The sequence below is a fragment of the Paraclostridium sordellii genome, from assembly GCF_000953675.1.
Taxonomy (GTDB): domain Bacteria; phylum Bacillota; class Clostridia; order Peptostreptococcales; family Peptostreptococcaceae; genus Paraclostridium; species Paraclostridium sordellii.
This window is the reverse complement of the sequence record NZ_LN679998.1, coordinates 783,792-800,450: the sequence shown is the minus strand read 5'-3', so window position 1 is coordinate 800,450 and position 16,659 is coordinate 783,792. Positions and strand designations below refer to the sequence as shown.

Genomic DNA, 16,659 nt, shown 5'->3' with positions numbered 1-16,659 from the left:
TTAAATACTAAAATATAAAGTTATAACTGTATATTAAAATTAAATACCCAATTCTCTAATATACAGTTATTTTAATTTTTAAGCTGGATTTTTATATGATTTTACCAATATTTTCAATATAGTAATTGCAGATATAATAGTTACTATCAATCCAATTATAGATAATATTAAAAGTATCATATGAATTATAGCAATTATCCATCCCAATCCAGTATGAAATTCAGTGTTTCCCCCTGTAAGTCTTAGATATAAATCTCCAACTATTGAAGGTCCTAATACATTTAATAGCATTAAAGCTAATCCACTTATAATACCCATTAATGGATTTATAAACTTCCTCATTTTTATCCCCCTTTTCATTAGTTAATAATTTAATATTTCTTCCAGTAAAATATTGATATTAAAATATTCACTCAAAGTTGTTTTTCTTCCCTCTAAATCCCAGTTTTTATATAATCAAAAAAACTTTTTAGAATTATCATTTCCTACTACTGCTACTAATTTTTTTACAATATGAAAGCTTCTATAGTATTCATACATGATTTTTTCCAAAATATTTTAAAGTTATTTTAGTATAACTATCATAAGGGAATTTTTATTTAAAGTAATTAAAACCAAGTTTCTTTCAAACATGACTTTAATACTGTTAAATTATCAGTACCAATAACTTCTTCAATTGATTTTTCTAATTGATTTTTTAAAACTAAAGTTTCTTCACAAAATTTTTCACCTTTTTTAGTTAATATAAGTGTTTTATCTCTTGAAGAGCTATCATAATTTTCTATTTCTATATATCCTTTTGCAATTAGATTTTTAGTATTTTTATGTGCCCCTTGCCTAGATATATCAATTATTCTAGCAAGTTGCGAAGCTGTCATAGCCTTTCTTTCAAGTAAAGCTATAATATATGATTCTGTATCTGTAATATACTCTCCAGCATTTTCACTCCATTTATCCCTAACAATTTTACGAAGTTGAGCATGTTTTTCACTTAATAAATCTATTAAATTTAAATTATCTAGGTATGAATTCATCTTTCTCTCCTATATTAAAAATATATTATATTCAATTAAGAATATTATACATTATAAATTTAATATTATCATTATTTTTGTCAACTTAATTGACATTTTTAATCAAAGAATTTATAATAGTTTTGTCAACTAAGTTTACAAACTATTATAAGGAGATGAATGATTTGGGAAAAAATAAAGTAGAACATTTTATATTTATTTTAATGATATGTACATCAATGGTATTTATAATGAGCTGTTATAACATTGCTTTAATGGAAGGTTTATCTTTTAATGTGCTTAAGCATGCTGTATTAGGATTTATCCCTGCCTTTTTATTTGCACTAGTAGGAGATATTTTTATAGTTGGTCAAATTGTAAAAAAAATAATGCCTAAAATAATTAACCCTACTGATACTGTTAAAAAGAAAGCTATTTGTATGGCCTTTTTTATGGGATGTGGTATGGTATTATGGATGTCATTTTATGGAGCTGTTGTAAATGTAGGATTTAATGAACACTTACTTTCGGCTTATGGTAGTAATATAGTTAAAAACTTTATATTTGCAATACCATTGAATTTATTGATTGTTTCACCATCTGCAAGAACAGTATTTTTCAAGTTATTTCCACCAGAAAATTTAAACACAAAATCAACTAGTTTAAAAATTTAGATGTATTTGAAGGACTATGAATTAAAATTCATAGTCCTTTTTTAATATTTAAATATATTAATCCTCCTTAAAAATGTCTAGTTAGATTATTTGTATAAATCAAATAACCCTTACGCATCTCATAAGACCTACTCCCCACAGCTTCATCAACATATAATGTCTCATCAATACCCATTTCACAACTTATAATAATAGGTAAATTATTAAAATATCTAAAATTCACTATCTCAAACATAATATTTACATCACTTTTACTAATACTTACCTTAAACAAATCATCTATTAAAAGCACCCTTACATTTTTATATTTACCAACAATCTTTTCATAAATTTCTTTAGCTATAATATTTTGCTTTATATAAGTCATAACATTCCTATAGGTCATATACAAAACCCCTAAATACCTTTAACATAACCTTTATTACATCTTTTATTATCTATTAGATATTTTAAATAGTTTAATATCTATAACTTCACTTATTTCAATTAACCACTTATAAGCTATATTATTTATATTTCCTAGATTCTCTTCATAAATTTTTACATACTTACTTATATCTAAATCTTTACCTATATATTTTTATTTTTCTTTTTCTTTTTTTTATTCTTTTTCTTTTTTTTCTTTTTCTTCCCCATAGTGGTTCTTAAAGTTAATTTCTACTTTAGGTATGGGTATGAATAGAGTATCTATACTGTATCCATACTTACTACATTCATCTAAAAATAAATTTATTAGTTTTTTACTTTTTATTGCTCTTAGTTCCTTTTCAACACACTTTTTTACTTTTGGACTTACTATTTTATTATACTTAACCCAATTGTATATAAATATCTCATTAGTATCTTTATCATATATGATTTTTTCATAATCTTTAAACCTATCTAATAGTTTTTCAATAGTTTCTCTGTTATAGCCTGTTTCCGTTTCTATTATTCGTTTTGGAAGTTCATAGACTCCACATTGTGTTGTTTTACTATTTGTCATTAAATATAGATAAAAATATTTTTCTTCTGGTGTTAAATCTAATATAAATCCATCTTGCCAAAAATCTATGTGTATCTGTCTAAATACAGCCATTTTATACCTCTTTTCTCGGTGTGTTTTCACCTTTTCTTTTAATTTATTAAAACCTTTTCCTATTTCGAATTTTTATAATCTTTAAATTAATTCTTGATGTGTTGTGTTTAAATTTATCAAGTTGTATAATTTAAATATATCTAAATAAAGGACTATATTTTTCTTTAACTACAACATACTTAAATTAAATATTTATTGTTGTTTGTTTATTAGTTTTTTAGATATTGGTGGTAACTTTATACCATCTAAACTGTAGTTGAAATATTTCTATATTTTATTTAACTACAATAAACTAGGTTGGTGATTATAGTAATTTTCAAAATGTTTATAAACGCGCCTCCGATTCAATATGATGTAAATTACTATGATCATCATCTAAGTATATAATCTTCTCCTATACCTTTTCTAACCTCTTTATATGAGTTTGTTTTATACTCTAATTTATTAATTAGGTTTTCTAAGAACTTAGGATTATCTAATAATTCATCTATAGTTTTATTACCTAAATATGCTCCATACTTCCTAATACTTGGAAGTACCTCTTCAAATATCCACCTTTCAAATTTTTCAGCACTTTTAAGCTTTGACCTTATAATTAATCTATATAGGTTTGGTTCATCTATAAATTTTCTGTTAACATATTGTATAATATCTTCTCCATTTCTCTTTTTACCAGAAACTATTCCAATTTCATAAAAAATTATTCCCTCTTTTTCGCAGTGTCTAGTAATTGCATCATGTGTATTTGAATACCCTAAGATTTTACAACACTCTACTGCATCAAAATATTCTTTCCTGTTTATATTTAAAGCCCTAATTTCCCCAAAATCTTTATGTTTAAAAATCTCCATTTTAATACCTCCTAATTATTCTTAAAAATATCATCATCATTATAATTTAAAATTTCTTTAATTTTTAAAGCTATATCAAGAGATGGTGTTCTTTGACCTCTTTCTATTTTTGTGTAATAAGACCTTTCTATATTTAGTTTGTTTGCAACTTGAAGCTGAGTTAAATTTTTATTTTTTCTAACTTCTTTTAAATTTGTTCTCATTTTAATCCCCCCTTTTCTTTGAGTGTCTTTATGTTACTTAAATATTTTCGTGTCTTAATGCCACGACCTTATATTTATGATTATAGTAACGTTTTGAAACCTTGTCTATAAAACTTATTAAATAGTCACATTTTTGTTTACACTAAGACACACATTCTATAAAATATAAGTATGTAAACATTTTCTATATTAAAGATAGATAATTAAATATTTTTAATATAAAAGTTTTGAATAAATTAAATTTAGATTTAATGGAGGTGAATTTTCATGTCATTTGGTCAAAGATTAAAAGATTTAAGAATAGAAAAAAATGTTACTCAACAACAAGTTGGAGACTTTTTAGGTGTTGGAAGAGCAACTATCGCAGGATATGAAACCAAAGATAAGCATCCAGATTTTGATAAGCTAAATTTATTAGCGCAGTTTTTTAATGTTACTACAGATTATTTAATAGGTGTTCCTAATTCTGTTAAGACTTTAGATGATAAGGATATAACTATTGCAACTCATAGAACTGATTCTTATAAAAAGGATTTAGATACTAAAGAGTATTTTACAACTAGTGATGGTCAAAAGGTTAATTTATGTGAGGATTTATCAACAGAAGCTAGAGAACAATTAGAAAGTTATCTTAACTATCTTATGTTTAAATATCCAAAGGAGGATTAGTTTTTTATATTTTTAGGGGGATAATTGTTTATGGATAAATTAGACAAGTTATATGAATTATGTGAGGAAAATGGGATAGTTGTTGAAACTGTTACTTTAATGCCTTCTTTACTAGGTCTTTATACAAAAATGGAAGGCTACCCACCTATTATAACTTTAAATAAAATTATTTTAGGAGATAAAAAGAAAACTCTAGAAGTTCTTTCAGAAGAACTTGGTCATCATTTTACTACTGATGGAAATTTTGTTGGAGTTCTTACTCATTATACAGATAGGATTAATCTCGATTCAATGGAGTTAAAAGCACTTAAGTGGGCTTGTAATTTTTTAATTCCAGATAATGAGCTTATTGAAAATTTAGGAAATGAAACAAATCTTTATGATTTGGCAGAAATTCTTGAAGTTCCTTATCCTATGCTTGTGTCTAAGCTTAATTTTATAAAAAAGGATAAAGGATATATAAAGTTTGGTGATAAGACTCTATATTTATATAGTAATGATAATCTTTTATATCACGAATCTTTAATATGATATATATTAATTTAAAATAAAAAAGTGTATCTATTGAAACCACTACATTTCATTAGATACACTCTTTTTATATTTTTTATTTATCTAAGCTTTAATTTTTAAAGTTTTATGTATAATTATTTATTAAACTTATCAACAATATCGCTTAAACATGAATTGCAAATAGAGAAATTTTTATAAAGCTCTAGGCTTTCCTCACTACCACAAAAACAACAAGTTGTCTTTGATTTTTCTATTTGTATATGATTTTCAAATAATTTAATGTTTACTGCCTGGTTCTCTTTAAATTGCAATTTATCTCTCATTTCTTTTGGTACAACAACTCTTCCTAAACTATCAACTGTTCGTTCCACACCTACTGATAAATCTTTTGAGCTAGCTTTCATTTTCATCCTCCAATAAATCAAAATACTTTAATATATTTTATTAGAAATTAATGGAAAAGTAACTGGAAAAAAATACCTTTAATTTCAAATAAAGTCCTGAATCTATTGAAATTTCAACATTTTTCTGTGTGTTATATAAATTTAGTTAATTTTTAATCATTCTCAAATCAATGAAATTTAAGTAAATAATTTACTTATTTAATACATCTTTTAATTTATCTATGCTAATTGGTCTATAATATACAAAACCTTGAACAATATTACAGTTTAAATTTTTCAAAATATTTATTTGATTCATATTTTCAATTCCTTCACATACAACTTCAAATTTATATTCCTTTGCAAGGTTAATTATTAATTCTAGAAGTTTTCTAGATTTTTCACTTGTTTCTATATCTAATGATAAATACCTATCTATTTTAACTGTATCGACTTCTAAATTTTTTAAATTTTCTAAAGTTGAATATCCCTTACCAAAATCATCAATTGCTATTTTCATACCTAACTTTCTTAAATCTCCAACTTTTTTATTTATCATTTTAGTGTCATTAATATCTGCTGTTTCTGTAATTTCAAATTCTAAAAGTTCAGGTTCAATATCATATTTTTTAATTATTTTCGATATGTAATTAATTAAAGTCACTTGATATAATTCTCTTCTTGAAAGATTTATTGCAACTGGTACAATCTTTTCATTATTATCCTTGCATCTTCTTAGTTCTTTACAAACTTCTTTTATAACCCAACGACCTATTAAATTAATATCTCCATTTTTTTCTGCTATAGGTATAAATATAGCTGGTGAAATATATCCTAAAGTTTTATGTTTCCATCTAATTAATGCTTCTACAGATTCGATTTCTTCTGTATGAATATTTACTTTAGGTTGGTATAATAACTCTATTTCCTTATTTTTAAATGCATTTTTTAAATCTTTTTTTATAATAATCTCTTGATGAGTTTTTAATTCTAGTTCATCGTTGTATATATAATATAGACATTCTCTATTTTTCTTAGATTCCATTCTTGCAGCATTTGAATTGTCTATAATTTTAGCCATTTCCATTTCTCTATCGTTTATTTTAAATACGCCTACATTTAATTCTAAATCTATTTTATTTTTACCATCAAAGTAAAGTGAAGTTTTATCTTCTATGTATTTTATTTTGTTGTCTAAATCCTCTAAATCCTCTATTTTAAATAATATTGAGAATATACCTTCCCCTATCTTACCACTAATGTTTTCAAATTCTATATCTCTTATATCATCAGCTATTTTTACTACTATTTTATCTCCAATACTATATCCAAATAGCTCATTTATACTTTTTAAGTTTTTAATATCAAAGACTATATTTACGTAATTATCTTCTTTATTACTATTTTTTAAAACTATACTGCAATCTTTTTTAAACTTATGTGCATTTCTAAGCTTAGTCAAACAGTCTCTATCTTTCATTTCTTTTATTTGTTTAGCTTTTTTTAAATCTTTTACTGTAGCTAAGATTATATATGAGGATAGTATTATAGCAATGGCTAATCTTGCTAATCTAATTGTATTATATGTTCCTTTAAAAGCTTGTTTTACAGATGCTACTGTAACAACATACCAATCACTTTCTTTTATTTTGTCAAATGACATTACATATTTCATATGGTCATTTTTAAATATTTGAAAGTTTTTTTCACTATAATTAGATATTCCTTTTTTTATAAAGTCTTCATAAAGTGTTTCTTCTCCCTCTGAAGTGATTAATAGTTTTCCTGTTTTATCAACTATAGCTACTTTTGTATTATTTGAAAAAACATTTTCAACTAAACTTTTTTGTAGAGAAGCTTTACTTTGAAAACCAACAATAACCCCCTGTATTTTATTATTTATTATTATAGGCTTAGAGTATACTATAGATGCTTCATGATTAAATCTATCTTCTACTACATCACTTACTGTGTCGTTTCCTAAAATAGCATCTTTAAAATATCTTCTATCTCCTACATATACTTTTTTACCCTTACCAAAATTAATATATCCATCTTTATTTACTACCCCTATGTATTTAAATAGCTTTCCATCACTTATGGTGTTTATTTTCCTTAATAATCCATTTTCATCGTATTTGTTTTTGCTTTCCTTAATATCATTTTTTATATATCTATCTATATAAGATAATTTATCCATATTATTATCTATGTCTAATGATATTTTTTTAGAAATTTGATTATTTACTTCAATTGTAGTTTCTTTTAATTCCTTAGAAAGATTTAGTTCTATCAATTGAATCAAAAAAATGCTTATTAATGATATATAAACTATGCCTTTTATTCTGTTTAAAATTATATTCCTCTTAATCATTTTCAACTTTTAAGTCAGCCTCCTCTGTAGCATAATTTATTTTATATTCATATAAAGTATTTACGGACTAAAAATATACTTTCTTTAATCATATATTCCCCTAGTTTAGCTTTGTAATCTAAAGACCACTGTTATTTACTGGAAGTTACCTATAATTTTACTTTAAATTAAAATTTTTATTAACACATATTTTACAAATAAATTTTTATATATTGTAGAATCAATGTAAACTTTATATTAAAATTAAATTAAAGAAAGAAAATTTCAATTTAGTCCTAATATATAATAAAAAACAATCATTAATATATTTAGTTAAAGCAGTTTTAGTTTATATATTATTCAAAATCCTACCTATAATAATTCTAAATTTTAAAATTTAAAAACTTAATTAACTCAAATAAAGGAGGTAGTAATTATTTGACAAGTTTAATGATCACATGTGCATTAGTTTTACTAATATGCATAACTTCAAGCAAAATCTTATATAAATTTGGAGTGCCTATTCTTTTAATCTTTATAGTATTGGGAATGCTATTTGGCTCTGATGGTATTGTTGGAATATATTTTGATAACTATGAACTAACAAGCCAATTATGCTCTATTGGATTGGTTTTTATAATGTTTTATGGAGGATTTGGTACTAGCTGGGAGATGGCAAAGCCGGTTGCTTTTTCATCTATACTTCTTTCAACTCTTGGAGTTGTTATAACGGCTGGTTTAACAGGTTTGTTTTGTTTTAAGATGCTCAATACAACATTGTTAGAAGGATTGCTTATAGGCTCTGTAGTGGCCTCTACAGATGCTGCATCGGTATTTGCAATACTACGTTCTCAAAAGCTAAATTTAAAGGGCTCTATTGCTTCAATATTAGAAATCGAAAGTGGCAGTAACGATCCACTAGCTTATATGTTAACTGTTATTATACTAGGCCTTGTTGGAAATAAAGGTTATGGTTCTATATTACCTATGCTTTTAAATCAAGTTGTGGTTGGAATTATAGTAGCAGTTTTATTATCCAAACTTACAATTTATTTATTAAGACATATTCATTTTGAGATAGATGGTTTTTACCCTATATTCATTATGGGAATTGCAGTTTTATCTTACGCCTTAAGTGAATACTTTAGTGGCAATGGATATTTATCTGTATATATATCTGGTCTTATGATAGGTAATAGCAAAATACCTCATAAAAAAAGTGTTTTTCAATTCTTTGATGGGATATCTTGGATTATGCAAATTATGCTATTTTTCATATTAGGACTATTGGCATTTCCATCTAAAATACCTTCTATTGTTTTACAGGGAGTTTCTATATCAATATTTATGATTTTTGTATCAAGACCAATTGCAACTTTTAGTATATTAAGTTGGTTTAAAGTTCCTATAAAACAACAACTCTTTGTATCTTGGGTAGGACTTAGAGGAGCCGCCTCAATAGTTTTTGCAATATATGCCCTAACTTATGGAGTTCCTATTGAAAGTGATATTTTTCATATAGTATTCTTTGTAGCACTGTTTTCTGTTGCCATACAGGGTACTCTTTTACCTGCCATTGCTAAAAAGCTTGATTTAATTGATGACGAGTCTCCAGTATTAAAAACATTTAATGATTATAAGGAAGAAATAAATACAAAGCTATTAGAAATAACTGTCGATTATGATAGTGGTATTGCAAATAAAACTATCATGGATTCTAATATACCTGAGGATATTCTTATTGTTATGATAAAGCGTCATGGAGAGGTTATAATTCCAAATGGCTCAACTAACATACTTCCTCAAGATGTATTAGTTGTTACAGGAAATAACTTTGATGGATTAGACGATTTACTAAAATATAATAATCCAAATTTAAGTGTATAGGTAAAATTCTCAAAATATTTCAAATTTATAATCTATCTTATTTAAGGTATTCTAGTAAAGTTTATATGGATCTTTATTCTAAAATAGATAAAAATCTTTTTAATGATTATATAAATTCAGGAAAAGACGTACTTTTTAAATTAGATGGGAAATATTCTCCTTTTACTAAAGATTTTATATATCCACTACATTACAAACCTAATCCTAAAAATAATCAAGTAACAACAGATTTGTTTCAATATATTATGTTAATAAATGGTGTTAATAAATCAAATTCTTTATAAAAAGAGGGTATCGTATTTTACGATACCCTTTTTTTATTTATTAACTCTCAACTAATAATTTATCTTTATTATCATTATATTTAATTATTGATCCATTATAATACCTTTCACATTCCCAGGCATTACGTATAGTATCTAACAGTATTAATTTATAATTATTATCATAAAAATATAAATATAGTCCTTCTCTTCTTAAAACATAAGAGATTGGAAATATCTCTTTAATATTTCCTTTAACTTCTACCCTTACAAAAGATTTTTTATCTAGACAATTATTAATTACTTTTTTTATATAACTATCAGTTCTTATTTTATCTTCTTCTAAATCTATAACTAATCTATCTTGTAGTTTTTCTAATATTTCACTACATCTAGTTGAGTCAACAAGTTTAAATTTGTTAATTAAGTCTGATTTTTTTAAGTCCTCTATTATATTTTCAGAAATATACAATGATAATATTAAATCTTTATAATCATTTTCAGTTAGTACATATTTAGCTATTATATAGTTTTTATCTAGTTCTATTCCTCCATTAAAACCTCTGTATGAAATTATAGGAATACCAATAAGTGATAATTTATCTAAATCCCTTTGTATGGTTTTTTCAGATACATTAAACCTTTCTGCTAGTTCTTTAATTGTGGTTTTAGAATTAATTTTTAATAAATAAAATAGTATTTCCAATAATCTCATCTAAATCTCCTTCTAAGTAAATTCTTTATGCTACTTATTATTTTTTAACCATTTAATTGCACAATACGCATGCATTGCTGCTCCAGTTACCATTATATCTTCATTAAATACAACCTTATTATTGTGCATTGGCTCTCCATATAGTGGATTTTCTTGTTTTGTACCTGCACCTAACATAAAATAAACACTTGGAACTTCATATGAGTAAGATGCAAAATCTTCTGAACCCATACCCCCACCTTCAAATTCAACAACACCTTTTTCACCAACTAAATCCTTTACATAAGAGCCTAATTCTTTAGCTAAATCTGTATCATTTGCTAACGGTGGAACTGAAGATAGTTCTATTAGCTCAGCTTCTCCTCTAAACATTTTTGCTGTTGATTTTACTATATCATTTATTCTATTAAATATAAATTGTCCTAATTCTTTGTCTAAACTTCTTATAGTCCCTTCCATCATAACTTCTTTCGGTATTATATTTGGAGCATCTCCTCCTACAAACTTACCAATTGTTAACACAGCTGGCTTAGTTGGAGGTATTTCTCTGCTAGTTATTTCTTGTAGAGATAAATATATATGAGCAGCTATATTTATAGGGTCTACACCTGTTTCTGGCATAGCTCCATGGCATCCAGTTCCTTTTACAACTATTCTAAATCTATTACATCCAGCTATGCTAGTTCCTAGTCCGTATAACACAACATTTGAAGGTGTTCCAGAATGAACATGCATAGCCATGGCTGCATTAACCTTAGGATTTTCAAGTACTCCTGCTTTTATCATTTTTTTAGCTCCAGTAAATCCTTCTTCATCTGGTTGAAATACTAATTTAACAGTTCCTTCTATTTGGTCTTGATTTTGCTTAAGTAATTTAGCTGCACCTAAAAGCATTGCAGTATGCATATCATGTCCACAAGAGTGCATACATCCATTATTTGATTTAAAATCACAATTGGTATCTTCTTTCATAGGTAGAGCATCCATATCTGCTCTTAATAAAAATGTTTTTGAAGATTTATTACCTTCTATAGTAGCTACTATCCCACTTTCACAAATTTCTATAGGTTCATATCCAAACTCTCTTAACTTATCCATTACAAAAGCTTTAGTTTTTGGTAATTTATCTCCAACCTCTGGATTACTATGAATTGTCCTTCTATAATTTAATAAATCTTCTTTTATCAATTTTGCTTGTTTAATAAAGTTTTCCATAAATACACCTCATAATTCATTTAATAAAATTTTATTCTTTTTATATTGTTCCTTTTTTTAGTAAAATAATTACTCTTACCTAAATCTATACTGTATATAGTTTTTATATTTATACAACTTAGATTTGTCTACTATAATAATCATCAAATAGGACATATATAGTCCATTTTCTATAAAATATAAAGAGGTTCTCGTAAAATGCGATACCCTCTTTATATTTTATAAACTATTTATGTAAGTTAATTTTCACTTTTAATTATTAATCTCATTAATAAAAATACAGGTATGGTTGAAACTACTGGAGCTACCATAGGTGCAAATACCTTGCTTATATGTATGTAATTAACCAAAATTATAATAACTAGCATATTTATTCCATATTCAAATATATAAACTAAAAATGTAAGCAAAAGCTTCTTTAAAGAAAAATCTTTATTTTTAAAAGTAATTTTTGAATTTAAAAAATAAGAAGCAGTTATGCTGATTAAACTTGTCAGTGTGTAGGCTACTATATAATTAATTTTAAATCCAATATATAATGTAAGATAAAAAATCTGAGATACACAAAAATTACATATCCCTACTATATTAAATTTAATGTACTCAAGAAATTTGGAGTTTAATGTTTTTATCCTTGGTAAAAAGTTTTTAGTCATCTTTATTTTATCTCCTTTTGATTTTATCTTGATATACTTACATATCAGATTATATATATTATATCTTAATACTGGATTATATATAAATATAATAAAATAAATAGCCATATCTTATAGATATAGCTATTTATTTTATTTAGTTAGTTTAAATTTTATTTCAAATTACTTTTTACCAATATACTCTATTGTGTGATGATAATGCTTACCTATATTCTCATCTATATCTAATTCCATTCCTGTTTTGATTGAAATTGTTTCTAGACTATTAAAGTAATTTAAAATCTCATCTTTACTAGAATAGTAATACCTATACGTTTTATATTCCTCAAAATACAAAGTATTTTCTTCACCACAAAATCTATCTAAATTTTTAATATAAAAATCATATAAAATAGAAAATGCAGAAAAATAAACTATTCCATTTTTCTTTAATCCTTTTTTAATTTTTTCAATAATAATATCTATCTCACTTTTTCTAAAAAAGTTTAAAACCCATGAAACTATTATTAATGAATATTCATTTTCTTTAATTTCAAAATTTTTAATATCCATTACAGTTCCTTTTAAATCTAATCCCAAATTTTTTGCTTTATTAAGATAAGAAGTTATATTTTCTTTAGAAATATCTACCCCTTCTACTTCATATCCTAATGCTGAAAGAAAAAATGAATTTCTTCCTGTTCCTACTCCTAAATCTAATACTTTTCCTTTTTCAATCAAATCAATATACTCAATAATTTTATGTTCTGGCTCTGCTCCATAAGTATTTTTTAATGAATCATAAAAATCAAACCAATTTTTCATAATATCCCCCGTAAATAATTTTTAATTTAAGCTTAATATACTATCACTATCTTCTAAAATATAATCTATATTTAAAACATTAGTTTTCTCAAACTCCATACATACAATAAATGGCATTACATCTTTAATTTTGGTAAAAGATAAATAATCAAAGGTTTTATCGTAATAGTTGATTATGGTGCTTAGTGCAGTTCCATGTGTTCCTATAACTATATTTTGATTACTATTTTCATTAAGTATCCTATGAAGTGCCTTTATATTTCTAGACTGTACTTCATTTAAGCTTTCTCCATCATTTAATTTATACTCAAAATTCTCCCACTGACTTTTTGAAAATTTATTAAAATCCTCTATCCAAATATTACTTATCTTTCTTTCTCTAAAATCATCTACTACTTCTATTTTGATACTAAGATTTTGTGCAAGTTCCTTTATAGTATCTATTGCCCTTTTATATGGACTTGAATATATTTTATTTATACTTTTTTCCTTTAAAAATTCACATATATTTTTGCTATCTATAATCCCTTTATCAGTAAGAGGCCTAGTTAAATCATCATGTACTGAAAAATCAGGTTTAGCATGCCTAACAAAATATATTTTATTCATTTTATCCCCTCCATGATTTAAAAATATCACATTAACATCAAATTTTCCCAAAAATCATGTCGAAATACATTAATTAAAGTTAATTTATATAAATATATTGAAAAATAAACTTCAATTATCTAAAGAAGAATTAAAGGTTTTAAAGTTGCTGTGGAGAAATATAAAAACAACTAGTAAATAAATTCTAAGCTTTTAAGTATCTGACAAAAAATAATGAATACACTAATTTCTAGATTAGTTGAAAATATATTCTAAACATACATAATAAAATCCCAATTATAATTTTCAAATAAATATTTTCTAAAAAGCTTTTTAAATAACTATTAACCCTTATGATTTTAACCTATCAAAATAAACATCTTAGATTTAAAACTCTTATAAAAGATAAAAATATATGGAGGATAAAGTATGAATGTAAAACTTATGAAAAAAACTAAAGGTAAAAAATTAATATGTACAACTATAGGTATATTAACTATTGGAGCATTATCTCCTGTTATAAATCCAAATATCAAAAACAATTTATTTGTATCTTATGCACTTACAACTGAAAATAAAGTTTCAAATAATCATAAGTTAAGTAAATTTCAAAATACCTTTTTTGATTTAATTGAATTTATGGATAAAGATATATCTGTAGAAAATCTAAGAAGTAAAATTAAAGATTTAAAATTAGTAAAAACTGAGCGCTTAGGTAATAATGATATAGTTGATATATATGAAAAAAATAATGAGCAAATAAAAATTTATTACAATAAAATAGATGGAAAAGAATCTTATTATGCTCGAAATGTTGAATATAAAATTAATAATAAAAACTCCAGTATAAATTCAATTACATTAGGTAATTTAGATCCTTCAACTAATAAAAAATCCATTTCACTACAAGTATCTACAGAGTCAATTAAGGATTTAGATAAAACATCTAAAATATTTAAATTAGATAAATCTAATCCTGATACATATAAAATTTATTTGAATTTAATTAAAGCAATAGAATCTAAAGATAGTTTTACAAGTAAAGATTTAGTTAAGTTTAATTCAGGTTTTAAAAAATTAGAAAATCCATATGATAAAGACAGATCAACATTTGAAATAAAAGTTAACGAATATGAATATATTACTGTTGTATTTAATAAGTACGAAAAAATAAATACAATTAATTTAAGCGATAAAAAAAATGTAAAAACAGTTAAAGACCTTATAATTACAAAAACTAAGGATTCTAAAGATATAGGATGGGATATTCAAAAACATTATAAACAAGAATATAATTTAACTTATGGTGAAACAGGTCATGTTATAAGTGTGGAAAAGCCTAACCCTGATGATGCAAAAAAATTATTTATAGATTTTTTAAGAGAATATAATTAAATTTAAGAGGGTATCGTAAAACACGATACCCTCTTTTATATTTTCTAAATTTCTATCCCCATTTAAACCCTACATAAAATATAAATTAAATAATTTCCGAACAATATTGATTATAATAAAATTTCTATATTATTTAGCTTTTTTAATTTTATTTTGAACTTTTTATTCTTTCTTTTAGTAGATTAACAAATTCATCTTTTTCATCAGTACTTTTAAATACACTTATCGGTATTGTACATAATATTTTTTTATCATATGCTATATCTATAATATCTTTATGAGAAGTATTTACAAATAGCTTAGGATAATCGTATTCTAAACGTTCATCATTAGATATAATAATAAGTTTATCATTATTAATTTCTATAATTTTATTTCCTATCATATTAGGATAATTGCTAAGAACTTTATTTAAATTTCTTTCTAAACATAGTTTATCAAATATATGATTAAGCATTTTTAATGCAAATTTACAAATTATATATCCTAAAAAACATATAATTAATGCTGTAAAAAAAGCAATAATCATAAATAACCCCTTGAATTTTAAAATCATACTTATGGATTTAAAAAATAAAAAAAGTACAAATAAAATACTTAAAACCTTTGAAATTAATATATTTGAGTAGTTCAAATGCTTTATATAATCTTCCCTAGAGTTATAAAAACTTATAACCATCCTTTTCCCCCTTGTTTAATTTTTTATATATTCAAAATATATTGTTAAATCTATTTTATCATATTTTGTTAAATCTAAATAGTTAAATACAAAAGAGGGTATCGCATTTCACGATACCCTCTTTTAAATTGCTAATCGAAGTAGTGGCAAGTAGGTTTATAGCAACCTGACGAAACGTTAAAGCCGCTCTTTGGCTTTCAGTGAAGGAAGGTGCTATAAAGCTACTGCCACTAAAAGCCTTATAGTTGTAGTTTACTTATGCCCATCCCCAACAACTTGATTTAACTCAAACTCACCATCTTTAACTAAAATATCAAAAGCTTGCCCAAACCCTTTAACAAGTCTTCCCTTCTTTATATCCAACTTAAATATATCAAAATCTAAATTCTTTAAAACCGTCATCATTTGAGATCCATGAACATTCTCAAACTCTTCAAACACAACCTCTACATTTTCCTTTAAAATACTTGCTTCACAACTAAAACTTACTCTTTGTCTTGCAAATACAGTCTTACATGTACTTTCATCTTCAATAACCATAACTGAACAATTACTATTATCAATTAGATTTTGATAATGACTAGCAGTCTTACTTATATAAATATATAAATTATTATCCTTCATTATAAAAGGAGCATAACTTATCTCTGGTTGATTTTCCTTACTTAATGAACTTATCATTAAACTCTTTTGTATATTTAATAAATTTTGCATATTCTC

At 24.7% G+C, this 16,659-nt stretch carries 21 protein-coding genes; 6 read left to right on the top strand and 15 right to left on the bottom strand.

Annotation, left to right across the window (positions count from 1 at the left end; genetic code table 11):
• Positions 1-78 precede the first annotated feature (78 nt).
• Positions 79-342, bottom strand: coding sequence for a hypothetical protein (locus ATCC9714_RS03855; protein WP_021123189.1), 264 nt, complete (start codon positions 340-342; stop codon positions 79-81).
• A gap of 266 nt (positions 343-608) precedes the next feature.
• Positions 609-1,034 carry a MarR family transcriptional regulator gene (locus ATCC9714_RS03850; protein WP_021128783.1) on the bottom strand — a complete coding sequence of 142 codons (426 nt, stop codon included), beginning with the start codon at positions 1,032-1,034 and terminating at the stop codon, positions 609-611.
• 164 nt (positions 1,035-1,198) lie between these two features.
• Here ATCC9714_RS03850 and ATCC9714_RS03845 point away from each other — a divergent pair, with 164 nt between their 5' ends.
• Complete coding sequence (locus ATCC9714_RS03845; RefSeq protein ID WP_057544491.1) at positions 1,199-1,687, top strand: DUF2798 domain-containing protein; 489 nt, start codon at positions 1,199-1,201, stop codon at positions 1,685-1,687.
• Between the two features lie 67 nt (positions 1,688-1,754).
• On the opposite strand, the gene ATCC9714_RS03840 is transcribed toward ATCC9714_RS03845, so the two are convergent.
• From ATCC9714_RS03840 to ATCC9714_RS03825, 4 genes are all read right to left on the bottom strand, one after another.
• A complete protein-coding gene (locus tag ATCC9714_RS03840) occupies positions 1,755-2,072 on the bottom strand; it encodes a hypothetical protein (RefSeq protein WP_057544490.1) in 318 nt (105 codons plus the stop codon).
• Positions 2,073-2,288: 216 nt separating this feature from the next.
• Positions 2,289-2,765 (bottom strand): hypothetical protein, encoded by a 477-nt coding sequence (locus tag ATCC9714_RS03835; protein ID WP_054630083.1) that lies wholly within the window; start codon positions 2,763-2,765, stop codon positions 2,289-2,291.
• A gap of 371 nt (positions 2,766-3,136) precedes the next feature.
• Positions 3,137-3,616 (bottom strand): BRO-N domain-containing protein, encoded by a 480-nt coding sequence (locus ATCC9714_RS03830; protein ID WP_021123182.1) that lies wholly within the window; start codon positions 3,614-3,616, stop codon positions 3,137-3,139.
• A gap of 11 nt (positions 3,617-3,627) precedes the next feature.
• Entirely contained in the window at positions 3,628-3,819 is a 192-nt protein-coding gene (locus ATCC9714_RS03825; RefSeq protein WP_021123181.1) for a helix-turn-helix transcriptional regulator, read from the bottom strand.
• 267 nt (positions 3,820-4,086) lie between these two features.
• On the opposite strand from ATCC9714_RS03825, the gene ATCC9714_RS03820 reads away from it, so the two are divergent.
• Both ATCC9714_RS03820 and ATCC9714_RS03815 read left to right on the top strand, forming a co-directional pair.
• Positions 4,087-4,488, top strand: a complete 402-nt coding sequence (locus tag ATCC9714_RS03820; RefSeq protein WP_021123180.1) for a helix-turn-helix domain-containing protein — start codon at positions 4,087-4,089, stop codon at positions 4,486-4,488.
• 30 nt (positions 4,489-4,518) lie between these two features.
• A complete protein-coding gene (locus ATCC9714_RS03815; RefSeq protein WP_057544489.1) occupies positions 4,519-5,019 on the top strand; it encodes an ImmA/IrrE family metallo-endopeptidase in 501 nt (166 codons plus the stop codon).
• Between the two features lie 116 nt (positions 5,020-5,135).
• Here the strand turns inward: ATCC9714_RS03815 and ATCC9714_RS03810 are convergent, their stop codons facing one another.
• Both ATCC9714_RS03810 and ATCC9714_RS03805 read right to left on the bottom strand, forming a co-directional pair.
• Positions 5,136-5,405: an AbrB/MazE/SpoVT family DNA-binding domain-containing protein gene (locus ATCC9714_RS03810; RefSeq protein ID WP_021123178.1), complete on the bottom strand. Its 270-nt coding sequence runs from the start codon at positions 5,403-5,405 to the stop codon at positions 5,136-5,138.
• Between the two features lie 190 nt (positions 5,406-5,595).
• Complete coding sequence (locus tag ATCC9714_RS03805; protein ID WP_244465167.1) at positions 5,596-7,758, bottom strand: GGDEF domain-containing protein; 2,163 nt, start codon at positions 7,756-7,758, stop codon at positions 5,596-5,598.
• A gap of 417 nt (positions 7,759-8,175) precedes the next feature.
• On the opposite strand from ATCC9714_RS03805, the gene ATCC9714_RS03800 reads away from it, so the two are divergent.
• Positions 8,176-9,624, top strand: a complete 1,449-nt coding sequence (locus tag ATCC9714_RS03800) for a potassium/proton antiporter (protein WP_057544487.1) — start codon at positions 8,176-8,178, stop codon at positions 9,622-9,624.
• A gap of 65 nt (positions 9,625-9,689) precedes the next feature.
• Entirely contained in the window at positions 9,690-9,908 is a 219-nt protein-coding gene (locus ATCC9714_RS03795) for a hypothetical protein (protein WP_021123172.1), read from the top strand.
• 40 nt (positions 9,909-9,948) lie between these two features.
• Here ATCC9714_RS03795 and ATCC9714_RS03790 read toward each other — a convergent pair whose 3' ends face one another.
• The 5 genes from ATCC9714_RS03790 to ATCC9714_RS03770 form a co-directional block, all read right to left on the bottom strand.
• Complete coding sequence (locus ATCC9714_RS03790) at positions 9,949-10,602, bottom strand: helix-turn-helix transcriptional regulator (RefSeq protein ID WP_057544486.1); 654 nt, start codon at positions 10,600-10,602, stop codon at positions 9,949-9,951.
• 30 nt (positions 10,603-10,632) lie between these two features.
• Positions 10,633-11,817 carry a M20 metallopeptidase family protein gene (locus ATCC9714_RS03785; protein WP_057544485.1) on the bottom strand — a complete coding sequence of 395 codons (1,185 nt, stop codon included), beginning with the start codon at positions 11,815-11,817 and terminating at the stop codon, positions 10,633-10,635.
• A gap of 239 nt (positions 11,818-12,056) precedes the next feature.
• Entirely contained in the window at positions 12,057-12,473 is a 417-nt protein-coding gene (locus ATCC9714_RS03780; RefSeq protein ID WP_054630092.1) for a GtrA family protein, read from the bottom strand.
• A 162-nt stretch (positions 12,474-12,635) separates the two neighbouring features.
• Entirely contained in the window at positions 12,636-13,277 is a 642-nt protein-coding gene (locus tag ATCC9714_RS03775) for a class I SAM-dependent methyltransferase (RefSeq protein WP_057544484.1), read from the bottom strand.
• A gap of 21 nt (positions 13,278-13,298) precedes the next feature.
• Positions 13,299-13,886 (bottom strand): histidine phosphatase family protein, encoded by a 588-nt coding sequence (locus ATCC9714_RS03770; RefSeq protein WP_021123164.1) that lies wholly within the window; start codon positions 13,884-13,886, stop codon positions 13,299-13,301.
• 408 nt (positions 13,887-14,294) lie between these two features.
• Here ATCC9714_RS03770 and ATCC9714_RS03765 point away from each other — a divergent pair, with 408 nt between their 5' ends.
• On the top strand, positions 14,295-15,260 hold the full coding sequence (locus ATCC9714_RS03765; protein WP_057544483.1) for a hypothetical protein: 966 nt from the start codon (positions 14,295-14,297) through the stop codon (positions 15,258-15,260).
• Between the two features lie 148 nt (positions 15,261-15,408).
• Here the strand turns inward: ATCC9714_RS03765 and ATCC9714_RS03760 are convergent, their stop codons facing one another.
• A complete protein-coding gene (locus tag ATCC9714_RS03760; RefSeq protein ID WP_021123162.1) occupies positions 15,409-15,789 on the bottom strand; it encodes a hypothetical protein in 381 nt (126 codons plus the stop codon).
• 402 nt (positions 15,790-16,191) lie between these two features.
• Positions 16,192-16,653 (bottom strand): HugZ family pyridoxamine 5'-phosphate oxidase, encoded by a 462-nt coding sequence (locus ATCC9714_RS03755; protein WP_057544482.1) that lies wholly within the window; start codon positions 16,651-16,653, stop codon positions 16,192-16,194.
• Positions 16,654-16,659: the final 6 nt, after the last annotated feature.